Source organism: Mesorhizobium sp. M0968 (assembly GCF_040319065.1).
Classification (GTDB): Bacteria; Pseudomonadota; Alphaproteobacteria; order Rhizobiales; family Rhizobiaceae; genus Mesorhizobium.
In genome coordinates this window covers 112,135-130,047 of the sequence record NZ_JAMYNL010000001.1, presented here as the reverse complement: position 1 = coordinate 130,047, position 17,913 = coordinate 112,135, and the positions used below count along the sequence as shown (strand labels likewise).

The 17,913-nt window shown below is 63.1% G+C and carries 17 protein-coding genes and 2 pseudogenes; 10 read left to right on the top strand and 9 right to left on the bottom strand.

Features of this window, described 5'->3' with window-relative positions; genetic code table 11:
* Positions 1-42 precede the first annotated feature (42 nt).
* Together hisC and NKH67_RS00595 are read left to right on the top strand one after the other, a co-directional pair.
* Entirely contained in the window at positions 43-1,152 is a 1,110-nt protein-coding gene (gene hisC, locus NKH67_RS00600; RefSeq protein WP_352471434.1) for a histidinol-phosphate transaminase, read from the top strand.
* A gap of 6 nt (positions 1,153-1,158) precedes the next feature.
* A complete protein-coding gene (locus tag NKH67_RS00595) occupies positions 1,159-2,094 on the top strand; it encodes a prephenate/arogenate dehydrogenase family protein (RefSeq protein WP_352471433.1) in 936 nt (311 codons plus the stop codon).
* 133 nt (positions 2,095-2,227) lie between these two features.
* Here NKH67_RS00595 and NKH67_RS00590 read toward each other — a convergent pair whose 3' ends face one another.
* Positions 2,228-3,229 (bottom strand): DUF2125 domain-containing protein, encoded by a 1,002-nt coding sequence (locus tag NKH67_RS00590; RefSeq protein WP_352502688.1) that lies wholly within the window; start codon positions 3,227-3,229, stop codon positions 2,228-2,230.
* Positions 3,230-3,343: 114 nt separating this feature from the next.
* Between NKH67_RS00590 and NKH67_RS00585 the strand changes: the two genes are divergently transcribed.
* Complete coding sequence (locus NKH67_RS00585) at positions 3,344-3,877, top strand: gamma-glutamylcyclotransferase (protein WP_352471431.1); 534 nt, start codon at positions 3,344-3,346, stop codon at positions 3,875-3,877.
* Positions 3,878-3,897: 20 nt separating this feature from the next.
* Here the strand turns inward: NKH67_RS00585 and NKH67_RS00580 are convergent, their stop codons facing one another.
* Positions 3,898-4,878 carry a quinone oxidoreductase family protein gene (locus NKH67_RS00580; protein WP_352471430.1) on the bottom strand — a complete coding sequence of 327 codons (981 nt, stop codon included), beginning with the start codon at positions 4,876-4,878 and terminating at the stop codon, positions 3,898-3,900.
* A gap of 346 nt (positions 4,879-5,224) precedes the next feature.
* Between NKH67_RS00580 and NKH67_RS00575 the strand changes: the two genes are divergently transcribed.
* Entirely contained in the window at positions 5,225-6,172 is a 948-nt protein-coding gene (locus tag NKH67_RS00575; RefSeq protein WP_352471429.1) for an aldo/keto reductase, read from the top strand.
* Between the two features lie 77 nt (positions 6,173-6,249).
* Complete coding sequence (locus tag NKH67_RS00570) at positions 6,250-6,870, top strand: LysE family translocator (protein WP_352471428.1); 621 nt, start codon at positions 6,250-6,252, stop codon at positions 6,868-6,870.
* A gap of 27 nt (positions 6,871-6,897) precedes the next feature.
* Here the strand turns inward: NKH67_RS00570 and NKH67_RS00565 are convergent, their stop codons facing one another.
* Entirely contained in the window at positions 6,898-7,698 is an 801-nt protein-coding gene (locus NKH67_RS00565; protein WP_352471426.1) for a lysophospholipid acyltransferase family protein, read from the bottom strand.
* Between the two features lie 106 nt (positions 7,699-7,804).
* Positions 7,805-8,713, bottom strand: coding sequence for a LysR family transcriptional regulator (locus NKH67_RS00560; RefSeq protein WP_352471425.1), 909 nt, complete (start codon positions 8,711-8,713; stop codon positions 7,805-7,807).
* Positions 8,714-8,845: 132 nt separating this feature from the next.
* Here NKH67_RS00560 and NKH67_RS00555 point away from each other — a divergent pair, with 132 nt between their 5' ends.
* Positions 8,846-9,466: a pyridoxamine 5'-phosphate oxidase family protein gene (locus NKH67_RS00555; protein ID WP_352471424.1), complete on the top strand. Its 621-nt coding sequence runs from the start codon at positions 8,846-8,848 to the stop codon at positions 9,464-9,466.
* Between the two features lie 28 nt (positions 9,467-9,494).
* Here the strand turns inward: NKH67_RS00555 and NKH67_RS00550 are convergent, their stop codons facing one another.
* The 3 genes from NKH67_RS00550 to ftsE all read right to left on the bottom strand — a co-directional run bounded on the left by NKH67_RS00550 (position 9,495) and on the right by ftsE (position 11,980).
* On the bottom strand, positions 9,495-10,256 hold the full coding sequence (locus NKH67_RS00550) for a YdcF family protein (protein ID WP_352471423.1): 762 nt from the start codon (positions 10,254-10,256) through the stop codon (positions 9,495-9,497).
* Between the two features lie 88 nt (positions 10,257-10,344).
* Positions 10,345-11,328 carry a cell division protein FtsX gene (locus NKH67_RS00545; RefSeq protein WP_352471421.1) on the bottom strand — a complete coding sequence of 328 codons (984 nt, stop codon included), beginning with the start codon at positions 11,326-11,328 and terminating at the stop codon, positions 10,345-10,347.
* The gene (ftsE, locus tag NKH67_RS00540; protein WP_023677923.1) at positions 11,321-11,980 is read right to left on the bottom strand and encodes a cell division ATP-binding protein FtsE; all 660 of its coding nucleotides are present in this window, start codon (positions 11,978-11,980) and stop codon (positions 11,321-11,323) included. The genes NKH67_RS00545 and ftsE overlap by 8 nt, the downstream gene beginning before the upstream one ends.
* A 236-nt stretch (positions 11,981-12,216) precedes the next feature.
* Between ftsE and NKH67_RS00535 the strand changes: the two genes are divergently transcribed.
* The 3 genes and pseudogenes from NKH67_RS00535 to NKH67_RS00525 all read left to right on the top strand — a co-directional run.
* A complete protein-coding gene (locus NKH67_RS00535; RefSeq protein ID WP_352471420.1) occupies positions 12,217-12,507 on the top strand; it encodes a hypothetical protein in 291 nt (96 codons plus the stop codon).
* Positions 12,508-12,692: 185 nt separating this feature from the next.
* Positions 12,693-13,235 (top strand): hypoxanthine phosphoribosyltransferase, encoded by a 543-nt coding sequence (gene hpt, locus NKH67_RS00530; protein ID WP_254816654.1) that lies wholly within the window; start codon positions 12,693-12,695, stop codon positions 13,233-13,235.
* 196 nt (positions 13,236-13,431) lie between these two features.
* Positions 13,432-13,611, top strand: a pseudogene (locus NKH67_RS00525) (response regulator); the annotation flags it as partial.
* Here the strand turns inward: NKH67_RS00525 and NKH67_RS00520 are convergent.
* A pseudogene (locus NKH67_RS00520) lies at positions 13,610-13,990 on the bottom strand (EamA family transporter); the annotation flags it as partial. The pseudogenes NKH67_RS00525 and NKH67_RS00520 overlap by 2 nt on opposite strands.
* A 223-nt stretch (positions 13,991-14,213) precedes the next feature.
* Between NKH67_RS00520 and NKH67_RS00515 the strand changes: the two are divergent.
* Positions 14,214-15,071, top strand: coding sequence for a LysR substrate-binding domain-containing protein (locus NKH67_RS00515; protein WP_352471415.1), 858 nt, complete (start codon positions 14,214-14,216; stop codon positions 15,069-15,071).
* A 71-nt stretch (positions 15,072-15,142) separates the two neighbouring features.
* Here the strand turns inward: NKH67_RS00515 and NKH67_RS00510 are convergent, their stop codons facing one another.
* Positions 15,143-17,758, bottom strand: coding sequence for a TIGR02302 family protein (locus NKH67_RS00510; protein WP_352471413.1), 2,616 nt, complete (start codon positions 17,756-17,758; stop codon positions 15,143-15,145).
* Positions 17,759-17,913 lie beyond the last annotated feature (155 nt).

Sequence of the window (17,913 nt, the reverse complement as noted above, 5' to 3'; positions counted from 1 at the left end):
CTGCGGCTTCCGGATGGAGGCACTCTCGACGGATTTCATGAAATGAGTCAGACACCGGATCAGACACGTCCAAAGCCCCGCGCCGGCATCATGGACATCGAAGCCTATGTGCCCGGCAAGAGCGCGGCGCCTGAAGGTGTCGCCAAGGTCCATAAATTGTCGGCGAACGAGAACCCGCTCGGCCCTTCGCCAAAGGCGATAGAGGCCGCGCGCGCGGTCGCCGACAAGCTCGCGGTCTATCCCGACGGCAGCGCCAGGCGCCTGAGGGAAGCGATCGCCGAGGTGCACGGGCTCAACCCGGCGAACATCGTCTGCTCCAACGGCTCCGACGAGATTCTGGGCCTGCTGGCGCAGACCTACCTCGCGCCCGGCGACGAAGCCATCATCACCGAACACGGCTTCATGGTCTACAAGATCTACATACAGTCGGCCGGTGCCGTCCCGGTGACGGTCAAGGAGACCGATGAACGCGCCGATATCGATGCGATCCTCGCCGCGGTGACGCCGGCTACCCGGATCATCTTCCTTGCCAATCCAAACAATCCAACCGGCACCTACTTGCCGTTCCAAGAGGTGCGCCGCCTGCATGCCGGCCTGCCGCGAAACGTGCTTCTGGTGCTGGATGCAGCTTACGCCGAATATGTCCGGCGCAACGATTATGAAGCCGGCGTCGAGTTGGTGGGCAGCGCGGAAAACGTGGTCATGACCCGCACGTTCTCAAAATTGGGCCTGGGCGGGGCGCGGATCGGCTGGATGTATGCGCCAATGCACGTCATCGACGCGATCAACCGCGTGCGGGGACCCTTCAACGTCAATGCGACGGCAATCGAGGCCGGCATCGCGGCGATCCGCGACCGTGCCCACATCGAACGCAGCGTCGCGCACAACGAGACCTGGCTGGCCTGGCTGAGCGAGCAATTAAGCGGGCTCGGGCTGCGGGTGACGCCGAGCGTCGGCAATTTCATCCTCATCCACTTTCCCGAGGACAAAAAGCATTCGGCGGCGGCCGCCGACGACTACCTCAGTGCGCGCGGCTACATATTGCGGCGCGTTTCCGGGTACGGTTTTCCCAACGCGCTGCGCATGAGCATCGGCACCGAAGAGGCCAATCGCGGCGTTGTCGCAGCACTCGCGACATTCCTGAAAAGCTAGAACACCATGACATCACCGATGTTCGAAAAAATCGCGCTGGTCGGCATCGGCCTGATCGGCTCGTCGCTGGCCCGCGTCATCCGCCGCGAGGGGCTCGCCGGCCAAATCGCGATTTCGACGCGCAGCGAAGCGACGCTGGCACGGGCGAGCCAACTCGGCCTTGGCGACACCTATACGACGGATGCGAAAGAGGCGGTTCGCGATGCTGATCTGGTTATCGTTTCGGTGCCGGTCGGCTCTTCAGGCACGGTCGCCGCGGAGATCGCGCCGGCGCTGAAGAAGGGCGCCATCCTCACCGATGTCGGCTCGACCAAGGCATCGGTGATCGCGCAGATGCAGCCGCATGTGCCTGATGGCGTGCACTTCATCCCCGGCCATCCTTTGGCCGGCACCGAAAAATCGGGACCGGACGCCGGTTTTGCCGAACTGTTCGAGAACCGCTGGTGCATTTTCACGCCTCTGCCCGGTACCGATCCCGCAGCACTGGAAAAGCTCTCGGAATTCTGGCGCCGCTGCGGCTCCAACATCGACACGATGGACCCGCAGCATCACGACATGACGCTGGCCATCGTTTCGCACCTGCCGCATATCATCGCTTACAACATCGTCGGTACCGCCGACGATCTGGAGTCGGTGACCAAGTCCGAGGTCATCAAATACTCGGCTTCCGGCTTTCGCGACTTCACCCGTCTCGCGGCGTCCGACCCGACCATGTGGCGCGACGTCTGCCTGCACAACAAGGACGCCATTCTCGAAATGCTGGCGCGGTTTTCCGAGGATCTGTCCTCGCTGCAGCGGGCGATCCGCTGGGGCGACGGCGAAAAACTGTTCGACCTGTTCACCCGCACCCGCGCCGTCCGCCGCTCGATCATCGAGGCCGGCCAGGATATCGACGTACCGGATTTCGGCCGCCAGGCAGTCGAACACCCGCCGAAGGGATAAGCCGCGGCAGGCCGATCGCAGGCCAGCCTGGCTTAGAGCGGTTCATCGTTTCACAGAAACGCCGAACGGCTCTATCTCTTTGTTTTGCGCAATTCCGGACGGAAAACCGTTTCACACTTTTGCTGGAATTACTCTAGTCGAGCGGCTTGATCTTGCCGAGCGGGATGAAGCCGAGCGAGGCCTTGCCCCTGACGATCTTCAGCGGCATCGACGGCTGGTTGCCGAGCAGCGCCAGTCCGGCAAAGCCGGTCTGGATCTCTTTCTTCTGCTCGGGGATGGCGGTGGCGAGGATTGCCGCCACGGCCTTTGGATCATTGAGCCTGATTGTCAGGTCGGCATTTATGAGACCGTCGTCATCGACCGACAGCGGTCCGGAAACGGTGATGCGCGCAGTTCCGGACGACAGATCGAGCTCGTGGATTTCGGCCGCCTGGCCGCGCAGGCTCGTCGGATTTGCCTTGATCAGTGTCAGGCCGTTCTTCAGCGTCACGTCGCCGCTGCCGTCGAGCGGCGGCAAGACGCGCCCGCCGATGGCCGCCGCGTCGATTTCAAGATCGGTGAAATTGCCGGCATAGTCGATGTCCGGGCCGTTTGGGCGCAATTGTCCGGTGGCGGTTCCGGCGCTGAACAGCGAGACGGGATCGGTGTCGTCTGCCGGATCGGTCTGGCCGGACAGGCCTTCTGCCTGCAGCGAGAGGCGCCTCGGCAGCGGCCAGGACAGCTTCATGTCGGCCCGCAGATCATCCCAGTCGATCCAGAGCGGGGTCATGCCGGGAACAGAGGTCCTGAGCGGCCCCCTGAGCTCGGCGGCAGGCGACAGAAGCCGGGTGATCTGCGTGGCGGCGTTGATCTTGCCTGTCGATGCCGCGACGTTGCGGCTGTCGTCCTCGTAAGCCAGGCTGTCGCAGGAAACGGTGAAGCTGAAGGGATAGCCGCTGACCGCGAGATTGGCGCAGTCGGCCTTGATGCCTTTGTCGTCGAGATCGGCGACCGCCTTTTTGGTGGCGCTCTCGACCAGGTCCGCCAGGTAGAACCAGCCGGCGCTGTAGATGCCGAACAGCACGAGGATGAAAGCGGCAAGCCACAACAGGCGGCGACGTTGGCTGGGCGGCGGGCGCTCGTCACTTGACGTCATGCTGCGGCTTTCGTTAACGCGGGGTGGCACGGGCGGGCTGTCGCTTGCGGCACCAACAGGTAGACGGACTGAAACACCACCGGTGAGGTGGTCGTCACAATCAGGCTTGGCGATATGGGCGATTTTTGGGTTTTTGGCTACGGCTCACTGATCTGGCGACCGGGATTCGCACATGTCGAGACGCGGCGCGCCCGCCTGCATGGCTACCGCCGTTCGCTCTGCGTCTATTCTTTCGTGCATCGCGGCACGCGCGAACGGCCGGGCCTGGTGCTCGGCCTCGACCGCGGAGGCTCCTGCATCGGGCTGGCGTTCCGGGTTCCAGGCGAGCTGCGCAACGAGGTCATTACCTATCTGCGCGAACGCGAGCTGGTCACCAACGTCTATCTCGAACGTGTGCTCAGCGTTCGCCTCGACAAGGGTGAAACGGATAGGGGCAAGACGGTCGACGCCGTCGCCTATGTCGTGGACCGCAGCCATGAGCAATATGCCGGTGCGCTCGACCCGGCCGAGGCGGCGGCCGTCGTTCGCGGCGCCGTCGGCCAATCGGGGAGGAATGAGGATTACGTGCTCAGCACGCTGGAGCACCTCGAAGCACTGGGTATAAGCGACCACTGGCTGGAAGACGTGACGAGACGGATCGCGACGTAGCTTCGGTGCCGTGACGCGGGCTACATCCTGAAAATCTGTTTTCCAAGATCGGCGCGATCCAGGCTGTTTGCCACGGCAAGCTTGAACTCGGTCAGCGGGTGGAGACCGCCGACAGGAACGTGGAAGCCGGGCTGGCCGAAGGTGTCGATAATCTCGCATAGCACAGGCCGGTCGGCTTCGGCAGGCGGCGAAAAGAAGTAGCGATAGATATTCGCCCTGATTTCGACGCCGCTCAGCAAGACATCGAAATTGTGCAGTTCGAAGCGCTCGGCACTCATTCCGCCATTGATCACCATCTGCCCGCCGAGCGCCAGGATGCGGATCAATTCGCCGCTGACAGGTCCGCCGACATTGTCAATGATCCCGTTCAATCCGGCGCCGCCGGTGATATCCATCACCGCTTCCCGGATACTTGCCTTCAAGTCCGAAAGGTCAAGAATGGCGGCGGCGCCAAGCGTCTTCAGATCGAAGCTTTGGTGCGAGCGCCGCACAAGCGCGATGACGTTGATGCCGCGTCGTTGGGCGAACTGCATCACCATTGTCGAAATTGACGAATAGCCGGCCGTGACAGCCAGCCACTGGCCAGGCCGCACACGGGAATCCACCAGCAGATCCCACGCGGTAATGGGGTTCACCATCTGCCCGGCGCGTTCGACAGGATAGCCGGCAGGCAACGGGATCAGCCATTCGGCGGGAATGGCGGCGTACTCGGCCCAGCTGCCATAATAGCTGAACGCGACAAGCGTCCCCGGTTCCAACCGAACGTTCTCGCCAACGGCTTCGACGATGCCGGCGCCATGGTTTCCGGCGATCTGCCGGGGAAAATGCGGCTTCTTCGGTTCGGGATAGAGGTTCTGGATAAACAGGAAGTCGCCCGGATTGATCGAGGCCGAGACCATCCTGACCAGCACCTCGCCGTCGCTGATCCGTGGCAACGGCAGGTCATTCACATAGAGCACGTCGCGCGGCGAACCGATGGCGTCAAATACAATTGCTTTCATGCCGGTCTCCATAACAAACGATCCGAGGCCAACAGTCTGAGCCCCGGCCAGACCGTGCTGAGACTTGCGTCAGCGCGGCGGAACCTACGGTCGGCCGGCAAAAGTCAGAATTGGCAGATTTGACAATCTATGTGCCAAACTTGCCAGATCGTTTCTTCAGAGGCTGCTGGTTTGGATACCCGGGACCAGCGCCTTGGGGCCGGACACGGCGCGGCGGGTCGCGGCTTTGTGAAGCGCCGGCGGGCTGGAAAAGAGGCTATGCGTTTGACGTTGCCACGGCGCGACATAGGTTAGCCCGGTCGGCGGCTCCCATCCGCCCCAGCATGAATCACCATGGAGATCAGCCTTGCAGAAACGTCGTCTCGGTCGCACCGACCTATCCATCGCGCCATTGGTTCTGGGCGGCAATGTGTTCGGCTGGACCGCCGATGAGAAAACCTCGTTCGACCTGCTCGACCGCTTTGTCGACGCTGGCCTCAACGCCATCGACACGGCCGATTCCTATTCGCGCTGGATTGCCGGCCACCAGGGCGGCGAATCCGAAACCATCATCGGCAAATGGATGAAAAGCCGCGGCAACCGCGACAAGGTTGTCGTTATCACCAAGGTCGGTTCGGATATGGGACAGGGCAAGAGGGACCTGTCCGCCGCCTATATCGAAAACGCCATCGATGCTTCGCTGAAGAGGCTGCAGGTCGATAGCGTCGATCTCTATCTGTCGCACTGGCCCGACCCGGCGACCCCTTATGAGGAAACGCTCGGCGCCTACCAGAAACTGCTCGACAAGGGCAAAATCCGTTATACCGGCGCTTCCAACCTCGACGCCGCCCAGTTGCGGGCCGCACTTGACGTAGCAAGCCTGCGCGGCCTGCCGCGCTACGAGGTGCTGCAGCCGGAATACAACCTCTACGACCGCTCGTCCTTCGATGGTCCGCTGCGCGATCTGTGCGCGGCCGAGGACATCGGCGTCATCACCTATTTCAGCCTCGCCAAAGGGTTTCTGAGCGGCAAGTACCGGAGCGAAGCCGATCTCGGCAAAAGCCCGCGCGGCAGTGGTGTGAAAGGGTATCTCAACGCGCGCGGCATGCGCATTCTCTCAGCGCTCGATGCGGTGTCGGCCAGACATTCGGCCAAGCCGGCGGAAGTGGCGCTTGCCTGGGTCATGGCGCGGCCCGGCGTCACCGCACCGATCGCCAGCGCGACGACGCTCGACCAGCTCGACAGCCTGGTGCGTGCCGCATCGTTGCAGCTCAGTCCGGACGATATCGTCGAGCTCGACAAGGCCAGCGCATAGCCGCGCACGATCGTTCAAGACCGGCGCCGCTGCTTACCCTACCGTCCCTGCCTCGTCACAGGATGCAGGGACGCCGCATGGCCGGACAGGGTCTTCTCGATCAGCAGCTATGGGAGCGATTGCTGGCGCTTGTGCTGGCATCGGCCATCGTCATGGGCAGCCCGGGGCCGGCGACAATAAGCGTCACCGCGACCGGCGCCGCGTTCGGCCTGCGCGGTTCGCTGCGCTATGCCTCGGGAATCGTTGTCGGGACGGTTCTCGTGCTTTTGGTGGTGGCGACGGGCATCATGGCCGTTCTCACCGCGCTGCCGAAGCTCGCAGCGCTGTTGGCGGTCGCGTCAGCAGCCTACATCCTCTATCTGGCGTTGAAGATAGCGACGGCGCCGCCGCTGGCGGCACGCATTGGTGGGGCGGCACCTCCCACTTTCCTGGGCGGGTTCCTTCTGGCCGTTGCCAATCCGAAAGCCTATGTGGCGATTGCCGCCGTGTTCGCCGGCGCGTCTCCTGGCGCCGGCGGTCTTGCTATTTCAGCCAAGCTGGCGGTCCTCGCCTTGATGATTGTTGCCATTCATCTCTTGTGGCTTCTCGCCGGCGCGGCTTTTGCACGTTTGCTGCGCAAACCGCTGGCGTCGCGGATCATCAATCTGGTGTTTGCCGTGACGCTGGTTGCAACAGCCGCCCTGGCTGCCTTGCCGTGAGCCTTTCTGGCATCCGCGGTGGGTGTCTCAGTCTTTCAATTCAGGTTTCGCATCGAGCTCACCAAGCCGTTTCATTGCCGTCGGCGGCATCGGCGGCGGGTTCGGCGTCTGTGCCGCCTCGACGAGAAGCTGGTCGCAGGCGGCTTCCGTCTCGCCGATCAGCCGTTGCATGAATTCGTCCTTGCCGAGGCCGGGCGGGATCGGTGGCAGGAAGCGCGCCTTGATCGTGCCGGGATAGCGCAGGAATTTGCGGCGCGGCCAATAGAGACCGGCGACGTGGGCGACCGGCACCACCGGAATGCCAAGCTGGGCATAAAGTTCGACGATGCCGTATTTGTAGACCGGTTCGTCGCCCGGCGCCCGGCGGGTGCCCTCGGGGTAGATGATCAGCTGGCGCGGATTGCGCGCCAATTCCTGTTTGGTCGCGGCGATCACCGTCTTCAACGCCTTCGAGCGGCTGCCGCGGTCGACAGGAATCATCCGCATCTTCAAAATGTACCAGCCGAAGAACGGGATCCAGGTCAGCTCCCGTTTCAATATGTAAACGGGATCGTCGAGATAAGGCAGGAAAGCGATCGTGTCCCAGAAGGACTGGTGCTTCGGCGCCAGGATGAAAGAGCCGTCAGGCAGGTTTTCCTGGCCGGTGATCTCACTTCTGGTGCCGGCGATCTTGTCGTAGAGCCACATGCTGGTGCGCGACCAGAATTTCGGCACGAACCAGGCGCGATGGCGCGGCGACAGGAAATAATACGGGGTCCAGAGGATCATCTGGACGATCAAATTGAGGTAGAAGGCGAGATTGAACGCCAGCGAGCGGAAATACAGCATACAGCAAGTGCCCGGTGAGGAGGTGTGCGTTCGTTACACCAAGCGCCGGCAAAAAGGAAACGCTGCGAGGCGGACGATCGGCCCGGCCTTGCGAGGGCCGTCTTCGTCACGTTTCCCACGCGGCCTGCAGCAGGCGCTGTCTCAGGCGCGGGGCGGCGAAGTCGAGGAATGCGCGCAGCTTCACCGGCAGTAGCCCCTGGCCGGCATGGACGAGGCTCACCGGCCATGGGTCTGGCTCAAACTCTTGCAGCACCGGGCGCAGCGTACCCGACCGGACTGCGGCGGCAATCTGATAGGAAAGCAGCCTCGTCACGCCGACGCCGGCAATCGCCGCATCGATCGCTGCCTCAGCCGTGTTGACCCGTAACCTGGAGCGGATCGGCACGCTGAATTCGGTCTTGCCGGTGGCGAAGCTCCAGGCTGCGGCGGTGAGCCCTTCGAAGGTGATGGCACTGTGTGCTGCAAGCTCCTGCGGCGTTTTCGGTGTGCCGTGCTCGGCGAGATAGGCCGGGCTCGCGCAAACGACGCGGCGGATTGAACCCAGGCGGGTGGCGATCAGGCTCGAATCGGCAAGCTCGCCGATGCGGATGGCGAGGTCGATGTGCTCTTCGACCAACTGGGTTATCCGGTCGGCGAATGTCAGCCGCACACTCACGTCGGGGTAGGCGGCGAGAAAGGCGGTGACGACCGGCAGCACATGCAGGCGGCCGAAGACGATCGGCGCAGTGACGATCAGTTCGCCGGTCGGGGCGCTGTATTCGCCGGCGGCTATTCGCTCGGCCTCGCCGACCTCATCGAGAATGCGACGACAGGCGGCGAGATAGGCGTGGCCTGCATCGGTCAGCGACAGCTGCCGCGCCGAGCGGTTCAACAGCCGTGTCTTCAGGTGCTTTTCCAGGTCCGAAACCTTGCGGCTGACCGTCGTCAGCGGAATGCCGAAGCGGCGCCCGGCAGCCGAGAGGCTGCCTGTCTCCGCCGCGGCAACGAAAAGCGACATGGACTGGAGGCGATCCATAGCTCTCCCGAAAATTTGCCCTTCCGGAAAACGGAAGGATGGATTGCAGATATGGCATCTGCATCTCGAAGATGGAAGGACGTATTTTCCTGACTAGCAATGCAGCGCAGCTCGGCGCTTGAGGAGGCTTCCATGAACGCTCACACCAGCGATGTTGCTTTCACCCCGACGGTGAAGGCGATTCAGGCGCGCAAGGGCTCGCGCCAGGCCTATGCCCGTGTCGAGGAGCGTGGCGGCTGGCAGGCGGCAATTACGCCCGATCTCGCCGCCTTCATCGAGGCGCAGACCAGCGTCTTTCTGTCGACCGCCAATGCGGACGGGCAGCCTTACATCCAGCATCGCGGCGGGCCTGCCGGTTTCCTCACGGTGCTCGACGAACGGACGATCGGCTTTGCCGATTTTTCCGGCAACAGGCAGTTCATCACCCAGGGCAACCTCAGCGACAACCCACAGGCTTTCCTATTCCTGATCGATTATGCGCACCGGCAGCGCATCAAGATCTGGGGCAAAGCGCAAGTAGTCGAGGGCGATGCCGAGCTGACGGCAAAGCTGATGCCGCAAGACTACAAGGCGCGACCCGAGCAAGTCATCCTGTTTACGGTTTCGGCTTGGGATTCAAATTGCTCGCAGCACATCCCGCAGCGTTTCGAAGCGGCCGACGTGGCGGCGGCGCTGGGCGAACGCGACAAGCGCATCGAACGGCTCGAACAGGAGATCGCACGCTTGCGATCGGATGCAGCAGCCAGGGAATAAGAGCCAGGGAATAAAAGTGCCGTGCCGTTCAGCTTCCGCCTGCGGCGTCGGCCAGCGCGACGCTCTTGGTTTGCTTCACCGGCATGATGCCGCGCGCCAGCGCCAGCAGGTATTTGTTGTATTCGGTGAACAGCACACGCAGCGCTTCCGGCTTGGTCAGCCAGCCGCCATTCTCGAGGTTGGTGTTGACCACCGGATAGGGCTCGAGCCTTGCGCCGTGCAGCAGCCGGCCCATTTCCAGCAGGCTACGCGGCATATGATAATTATTGGTGACGAGAATGACGGTGCCGTAGGCATGGTCCTCGACCCATTTGGCACTTTCCTCGGCATTGCCGATCGTGTCGAGCGCGGCGCGGTCGATGTCGACGCAGCAGGAAAACAGCCTCTTGTCGCCGCCGGTCGCGGCCTGAAGCTGGCGGCGGCTGGCGGAGGGATGGACGCCGCTGATCAGCAGCCGCTCGCCCTTGCCTAAGGCAAGCAGGCCCATCGCAGCGTCGAGGCGCGATTGGCCGCCGGTCAGCACGATGATAGCGTCGGCCCTTGCCGGATTGGCGGGCGTAGTCAGGCGGCTGACGGTATTGGCGAACCAGCCGAAGCCGGCGACAAACAGCGCCATAAAGGCGAGTAGAAGGAGAGCCGAGATGCGCAAGGAGCGGCCTGCCAGCAGCCGCCCATGTTTGGCAAACTGATCCGGCTTGGCAAATTCATCAGGCTCGGCGAATACAGGCGGGCGCGCAACCAGCACTGGCATGCATCCAGCGGTATCGGTCGAGTCCCGAACGTCCATCATGAAATGGTTAATCCCGAAATACGGCCTTTGGTAGGAAAAAAATGCAATTTTCGTGACGATGCGTTTTCATCCGTGATCGATCTTTCCTTTAGCCGGCGTCCGGCTGGCGAATGTCGATGTCGCTGAGATAAGCAACCACGGTGAAATGGGAGGTTGCCGCCGTCAGCGCGCCGATCACCAGCACCATGACAGCGACCCCGAGATAACCCGCCGAGCCGATGGCGAAATTGCCGAACAGGGCGGTCGCCTGGTCGGCCTGCGGCGTTGCCATGTTGTGTGACGACCACCAGGAGAAGACGATGAAGACCAGGATCGCCGCGGCGCCGCCTGCCGCGGCGCCCTTCATGCCGGTGACCAGAAAATGCCGGCGGAATTCGCGCGCGATGAAGCGCGCCTCGGCGCCCACGAAATGCAGCACCTCGATGATGTGGCCATTGCCGGCCATGGCGCCGCGCGTCGCGAATACAACGGTCAGCACCGTCGCAGACAGCATCAGCGCCAACACTGCGATACCGATCGTTACCGTGGTGCGGGCCATGGCAACCAGCCGGTCGACCCAGGTGCGATGATCGTCGAGCGAGGCGCTCGGCAGCTTCGGCGTGATTGCCGCGCGCAGTGCGGCGAAATCGGGCGGACTATTCTCGTCGATGGTGATGATGATCAAGCGCGGCACCGGCAGCTCATCGATGTCCAGGCCCGAGCCTAGCCAAGGCTCGAGCAGTCGGGCCGTTGCTTCGCGATCGATGATCCTGGCGCTTTTCACGCCAGGGAATTCGCCGGCGATCTGCGAGGCCAGCGCAAGTGCGGCCTCCATGTCGAGGCCGTCGACCGGCTTGATCTGGATGGTCGCTTCGCGCGAGATCTGGTTCTCCCAGACGGAGGCGGTGTCACGCACCAGCGTGACTGCGCCAAACGTCAGACAGGACAGAAACGTCATGATGGCGATGACCAGCACCAGCGCCCGGCCGGCGATGTTCTGCGCCGGCACGATCGGCGCCATTTTGCGCTGGACGCGGGGCTTTGCCGCCGCGGCGTCCTGACCCTCGAAATGTTCGACGGAGAGCTCAGTCATAGATGTCCAGCCTTCCGCCGGCCAGGATCATTCGCCGTGCGTCGACCTGTTCCATCAGGCCGAGGTCGTGTGTGGCGATCACCACGGCGGTGCCCAGCCGGTTGAGCTCGATGAACAACCGCAGCAAGCGTCGCGCCAGCGGCGGGTCGACATTGCCGGTCGGCTCGTCGGCGAGCAGGATCTCGGGCTGCTCGATCAACGCCCGGGCAATGGCGGCGCGCTGCTTCTCGCCGCCAGACAGCACCGGTGGCAGCACATGCATGCGCTCGCCGAGGCCGACCCATTTCAGCAGCTCGGTGACGTCAGTGCGATAGGTCGCCTCCTCGCGGCCGCGCACGCGCAGCGGCAATGCCACGTTCTCGTAGGTGGTCATATGGTCGAGCAGGCGAAAATCCTGGAACACCACGCCGATGCGACGTCTCAGATGCGGCAATTCGGTGCGCGAGATGCGCGAGCGGTCCTTGCCGAAAATGGTGATCAGGCCGCGCGTCGGCTTCAGCGACATGAACAAAAGCCGCAGCAACGTCGTCTTGCCGGCGCCTGAAGGTCCGCTCAGGAACTGAAAGGAGCGCTCCGGAATGTGCAAGGAGATGTCGCGGAGAATCTCCGGACCCATGCCATAGCGGAGGCCGACATTTTCGAAGCGGATCACTTTCGACGACCTGAAATTCTCGGCGGCAAGATGCCAGCCCTTTCTGTGGAAAGACCATCGGCCGGCATGGTTAACCGACGGTTAATTTGGGGGCTTTTCGAGCGAGTCACAGGGGTTCCGGTGGGGAAGCGTTAACCATTTCCGTTTACCCAAAAGAAACGAACAGCGAACAGGTGCGGTAGTGTTGGGCCATGATGGCTGAGGATCGAACCGCGCGCCCGGTTTCCGGCGAAATCATGACCGATCCGGCCGCCGAGCCGGAACGCATCATGCACGACGTGACCGCCGAGGTCATCGATGCCGACTATGAGGTGCTGCCCCGCCATTTTACACGTCAAGACTTTGCGCCGCCGCCTGCGCGCATGATTTCCATGCCTTCGATCGAAGGCATGGACATGTTGCGCAAGCCCGAAACCGCCGTCGAACAGCCGTTGTGGGTGCATGGTGGGCCGATCTTCTGGATTGTCGGCGTCGGTGCCGCCTTTGCCGCCTTCTGGATTTCGGGCGGCCATGCGCTGGTTCGTTAGAACGGCGCCAGAAGATCAACAGGTCACCAGATAAACGATTCGCGACGCGCTGGGACATCCGACCGTTCGCGGGCGCCCTGCGAAAGATTTGGCCTTGCCAGACGGCACGACATGCCTAGAAACGGGTTGAAGACCGTTTCGGTCGGCTTCGCCTACAAAGGCGATCATTTCTGGAAGGGCAGCCAATGCCAGTTGTGCGCGGCAAGGACATCGAAGTCCTGTTTTCGGCGTCCGCCATCGCGCGGCGGAACCTGGAACTTGCCAAGGAGATCGCCGGGCACGACTACCACGACCTTCTGGTAATCTCGGTGCTGAAGGGATCGTTCATCTTCGCCGCCGATCTTATCCGTGCCATGCACGATGTCGGCCTGTCGCCGGAGGTCGAGTTCATCTTCATCTCCAGTTATGGCGCCGGCACGACCAGCGGTGAGGTGAGGGTGCTGCGCGACATCGACAACGAGGTCGCCGGCCGCGATGTGCTTTTGATCGACGACATTCTGGAATCCGGCAAGACGCTGAGTTTCACCCGCGACCTCATGCTGTCGCGCGGCGCGAGGAGCTGTGCCATCGCCGTGCTGCTCGACAAGCGCATGCGCCGCCAGACCACGCTCAACGCCGACTATGTCGGCTTCGACTGCCCCGATTATTTCGTCGTCGGTTATGGCATGGACGTCGCCCACGCGTTTCGCGAATTGCCGTTCGTCGGCATCGTCAAGGGCGACGCCTGAGGCCTTTTGAAAATTCTACTCCGGCGGTCATCTGACGCGGTTTTCTGCGCTTCCGGTGCTCACGGACTCGAACGTCCGCTCCGCTCCGGGTCTCGAAAACCACGTTATATGACTCGCCGGAGCGAATTTTGAAAAGGCCTCATGGCCTTCCTGGCTTTCAGGAAACATCAACTTTTCCTCGCCAAATATCCTGCCCATGGCAAATCTCCTGATCGTCGAGGACGATGAATCCGTCCGCACTCTCGCCGCTCGCGCGCTCGAACGCGCCGGGCATAATGTCACTGTCGCCGCGGACGGCGCACATGGCCTTTCTCTGGTCCGGGCGGCGCAAGGGAGCTATGACCTTGTGCTGTCCGACATCCGCATGCCGGAGATGTGGCGAGCGCCTGCCAGGACACGCGTTCGCCGAGATAGGGGCCGGCCAGCGCCATGATGAACAGCGGCGCCATGAAATAGAGCGCCACCGCGTCAGCCAGCGGCAGGGCGGCGATTGCCAGATAGTAGGCCGTGTAGGAGGTGAACTGGATGAAGGCGCGCATCGTCAGCATGCCGAACCGCTTCGACAGGATCGCCTGCAATCCGACATCGGCGTGGACAAGGAAAACCAGGATCGGCAGGGCGACGATCGAGCGGATCGCCATCACCTCGGTGACCGGATAGTGGCTCGACACCGCCTTGACCAGCGGGTCCTGCAGCGAAAAGACCAGCACGCCGAGACAGAGGCTGAGGATGCCGAGCACAAGCCGATTCTGCATAGGCGCTCCTGTCTCCCGCGTGCGTGGCCGAAGGCAGGCCTGCATCCGGGTAAAAAGAACCCGCCACCGTTTCGGGCAGCGGGTACGAGTGAGGACTTTTGATTGGTCCGCAGCCGATTTCGCGGCCGCATATCCAATGGGTAAGGCGACTATCGTCCCCCGTTTGACATGTTGCAAACGAATTGGAATGATGCCAGCAATCAGATTTTCTTATGGTGGGCACATGCGACCCAATCTCGACAGCGACCTGTTGCGCACCTTCGTGGCGGTCGCCGACACCGGCAATTTCACCAAAGCGGCGGAGCGGGCCGGCCGCACCCAGTCGGCAGTCTCGATGCAGATGAAGAGGCTCGAAGGCATGATCGGCGACAGCCTGTTCGAGCGCGGGTCGCGCGGTGTAGCGTTGACGCAGCGCGGCGGCGAACTCATCGCCAACGCCAGGCGTATCGTTTCACTGCTCGACGAGACGGCGGCATCGATGGTCGCGGCGCCGCTTGGCGGGCCGGTGCGCATCGGTATCCCGGAGGAATATGGCCACGCGATCCTGTCGCGGGCACTCGGCGTCTTTGCCAAGCGCCATCCTCAGGTCGACATCACCGTCCGCTACGCGCATTCCGGTGCGCAAATCGCGGCGCTCGCCGCCGGCGAGCTCGATCTGGCGGTGGTGTTCGAATGGCAGGATCTGTCAGGCGGTGAGGTGCTGATGCATGACCCGACCGTATGGGTGACGTCGGAGCTGCATCACATGCATGAGGAGCGGCCGGTGCCGATCGCGCTCTACAACCGTGCCGGTTGGTGCAAGGATTTCGCCATAAAGTCGCTGGAACAGCGCGGTCTCGCCTATCGTGTCGCCTACACCAGCGATACCAATGGCGGCCTGCGGCTCGCCGTCACCTCCGGATTGGCGATTGCGCCGATCTCGCGCAGCAACATCCCGGCCGGCTGCCGCGAGCTTACGGCCGCCGACGGGTTCGGCGACATCGATTCCTCGAACGTGGTGCTGCGGCGCAATGCGAACGCTTCCGGCGAGGCAATCGACGGCATGGAAGAGGCGATCCGCGAGGCTTTCACCAACCGTTAAAGCATGCCACTCAACTCGGCGCTGGCGGCCACCACGGACTGCGCGCGGCGATCTTCCGAATACAGGCAGCCTTACTTCAGCTCCAGCAACCGCTCCAGATAGCTGCGCTCGATATCGGGGCTGAGTGCGTTGCCGAGCCGCTTGCGGATCGCTTCGAGGATCTGGCGGGCACGCTGCACGTCGATCTCGTCGGGCACTCTCACCGAACTTCCGTCGTCGGGACCCTCGCTGGTGCGAGGCCGCCCGAGCGGGTCACGGTCGGCATTCTGCTGGCGTCCGCCCTGGCCGTTGCCGCCCTGGTCGCCTTGCATCGCCTGCAGTTGCTTCATCATGTCCTTGGCGCCCCTGCGCAAGGCTTCCAATGCGCGGCCCTGGTGACCGACGGCCTGGTCGCCTTCGCCCTCGCCGAGCGCCTGTTCGGCATTGCCCATGGATTTGCCGGCCTCGCCAAACCCCTCATTGGGGTCGAGGCCCATGCCTTCGAGGCTCTTCCTCAATTGATCGAGCTCGCTCTGCAGCTTGCCCTGGCCTTCCTGCAATTGCTTCAGCGCGTCAGCAAATTCCTGCGGCGTCATCGGGTTCGGCCGGCCGAGCGGATCGCGGTCGTCACCTGGGCCGGGCTTGCCCTCTTCGCCCATCGGGCCTGGCTCACTGTTCTCGCCGAGCTGCTCGTCGCGGTTCTGCCCGCGCTGTTGCTGGCCGCGCTGCATCTGGTCCATGCGGAAAGTGTCGTTCATCATCTCCTGCTGGCGCCGCATGATTTCGCCCAGCTTGTCCATCTGCTGGCGCATCTCGCTGTCCTGCTGACCGCCCTGTTGCTGGCGGCCTGCCTGCAGATTGTTCATCATGTCCTGCAGCTCCGACAGCAATTGCTGCGCCTGGTCGCGATTGCCGGATTTCGCCAGGTTCTCGATCTGGTCCATCATGCGGTCGATGTCGCTCTGGCGCAGTTCCTGGCCGTTCTGCTGCATCTGTGGCGCATTCGGATTCTGCTGCGCCCGCGCCGCGAATTCCTGCAGGAACTGATTCATCGCCTCGCGCAGTTCCTTCATCGCCTTCTCGATCTCTTGGTCGCTGGCGCCGTTCTTGATCGCGTCCTGCAGCGCCTGCTGCGCCTGACGCAGCCGCTTCTCGGCCGCCGAAAGATTGCCTTCCTCGATACCGAGCGCGATCTCCCAGAGGTAAGCGACCTCGTCGCGCAACTGGTCGTCGCTGTCGGCCATCTTCAGCCGGGTGCGGGCGCTCATGATGGCGAGATAGTGCGTCATGTTGTCGAACGTGTCTTCGGGCCTGAGCGTGATCGCATCCATCAGGTCGAGCACGCGGTCCTTGGCATAGGCGTCGAGCGCCAGCATGCGGCGCTGCTCGACCACAGCCCGCGCCAACGGGTTGGAGAATGGCCGCTCCGGCATCACCAGCGTCTTGGTTTCGCTGGTCGCCGTGTGTCCGGCACCGTCGGTGACGACAAGCGACAGCTTGACGTTGCCACCGGCCCAGACATGGTCGGTCAGATCCTTCGTCGTCTTAGCGGCATTGGCCTTGCCGCCGCGGCGCGGCAACGTCAGCGGCATTTCCGGCGGGCCATAGAGCGGATGCGCGTTGGGCACTTGCGGATCGGCCAATGCGAAAACCGCCTTGGCGGAGGCCGCGCCATAGTCGTCGTCGATCTGGTAGTTGAGTTCGAAGGCGCCGTTGACGGCGCGCTTCGGCTCGCCGACAAAGCGGATCTGCGGCGGCTTGTCGGGAATTATGGCGAAGGCCCAGCGGCCGAGCTCGCCGTCGCTGGACTGCAGCGTCAGCGTGCCGTCGGCGGTTAACTTGCCGCTGAACTGGCGCACGGTGGAAGGCGTTGCCGGACTTGCCTCAGTCTTGGCGGCTTGCGGCCCGGTCGGATCGATGGCGCGGGTGTTGCCGCCGGTATCGGCGTAGCTCAGCGTTTCCTCGCCCGAACCGCCGGTGACGCGCAGCGACACATCGCTGCCCTCCGGAACCGTGAAGGTCGGCGACGCTTGAGTGGCGTTGTTGGCCAAGACGGGGGCGTTCAGGAATACCGGCGGCCTGCCGGTATAGGCCGGCGGCGTCACCCAGGCATCAATGCGCGGCGGCACGACGTCGCGGGCGGCACGGGCAACAAAACCGTCGCTCAGCCTGCCGCCCGATGGCCCGAAGGAGAAGGCAAAGGCAGTGACCAACAAAAGCGCGGCAACGGCGCGCAGCGCCCACGGGTCGCGTTCCGGCACGCGTGTGCGCGGCACGTCGCCGCCAAGCTCGCCCAGCCGGTCCGCCATGCGCCGCTGATGCTCGCGCCACAGGGCTTGCGAAAAAATGCTTTCCTTGCCGCTCGGGCGATCGGTCTGGACCTGCACCGGGCTGTGCAGCAAACGGTTGGCCGCCTCGATGCGGCGGTCGACCTCGGCCCTGGATGGCGTGCGGAAGAAACGCAGTGGATAGAGTGCGGCAAGCGCTGCGACGCCGAATGCCGTGATAAGACCGATCCGCGCCAGATCGGGCAAAAATGGGAACAGGCCGAGCCACGAAATGCTGAGGAACAGGCTGGCGACGATGATCAGTGGCAGCAGCAATGGCCAGCCGCGTTCGACGATTATCGAGACCTGCGTCCCCAGCCGGCTCAAGGCAAGGCGCCTGGCCAGACTGCGATCGCTGGTGAAAATGGGTCGTTGTGTCATCGGCCCTTCCTGGCCGGGCGGGATAGCCCAGCCCTCACGAGTCTATCGCATGGGCCCGAAAAGTCGATTTTCGGGAAGCACGATGCGAAGACCTAAAATCTTAGCGCGTACTTCGTGCGTCCAAGCGGATGCACATCGCCCTAAGGATACCAACA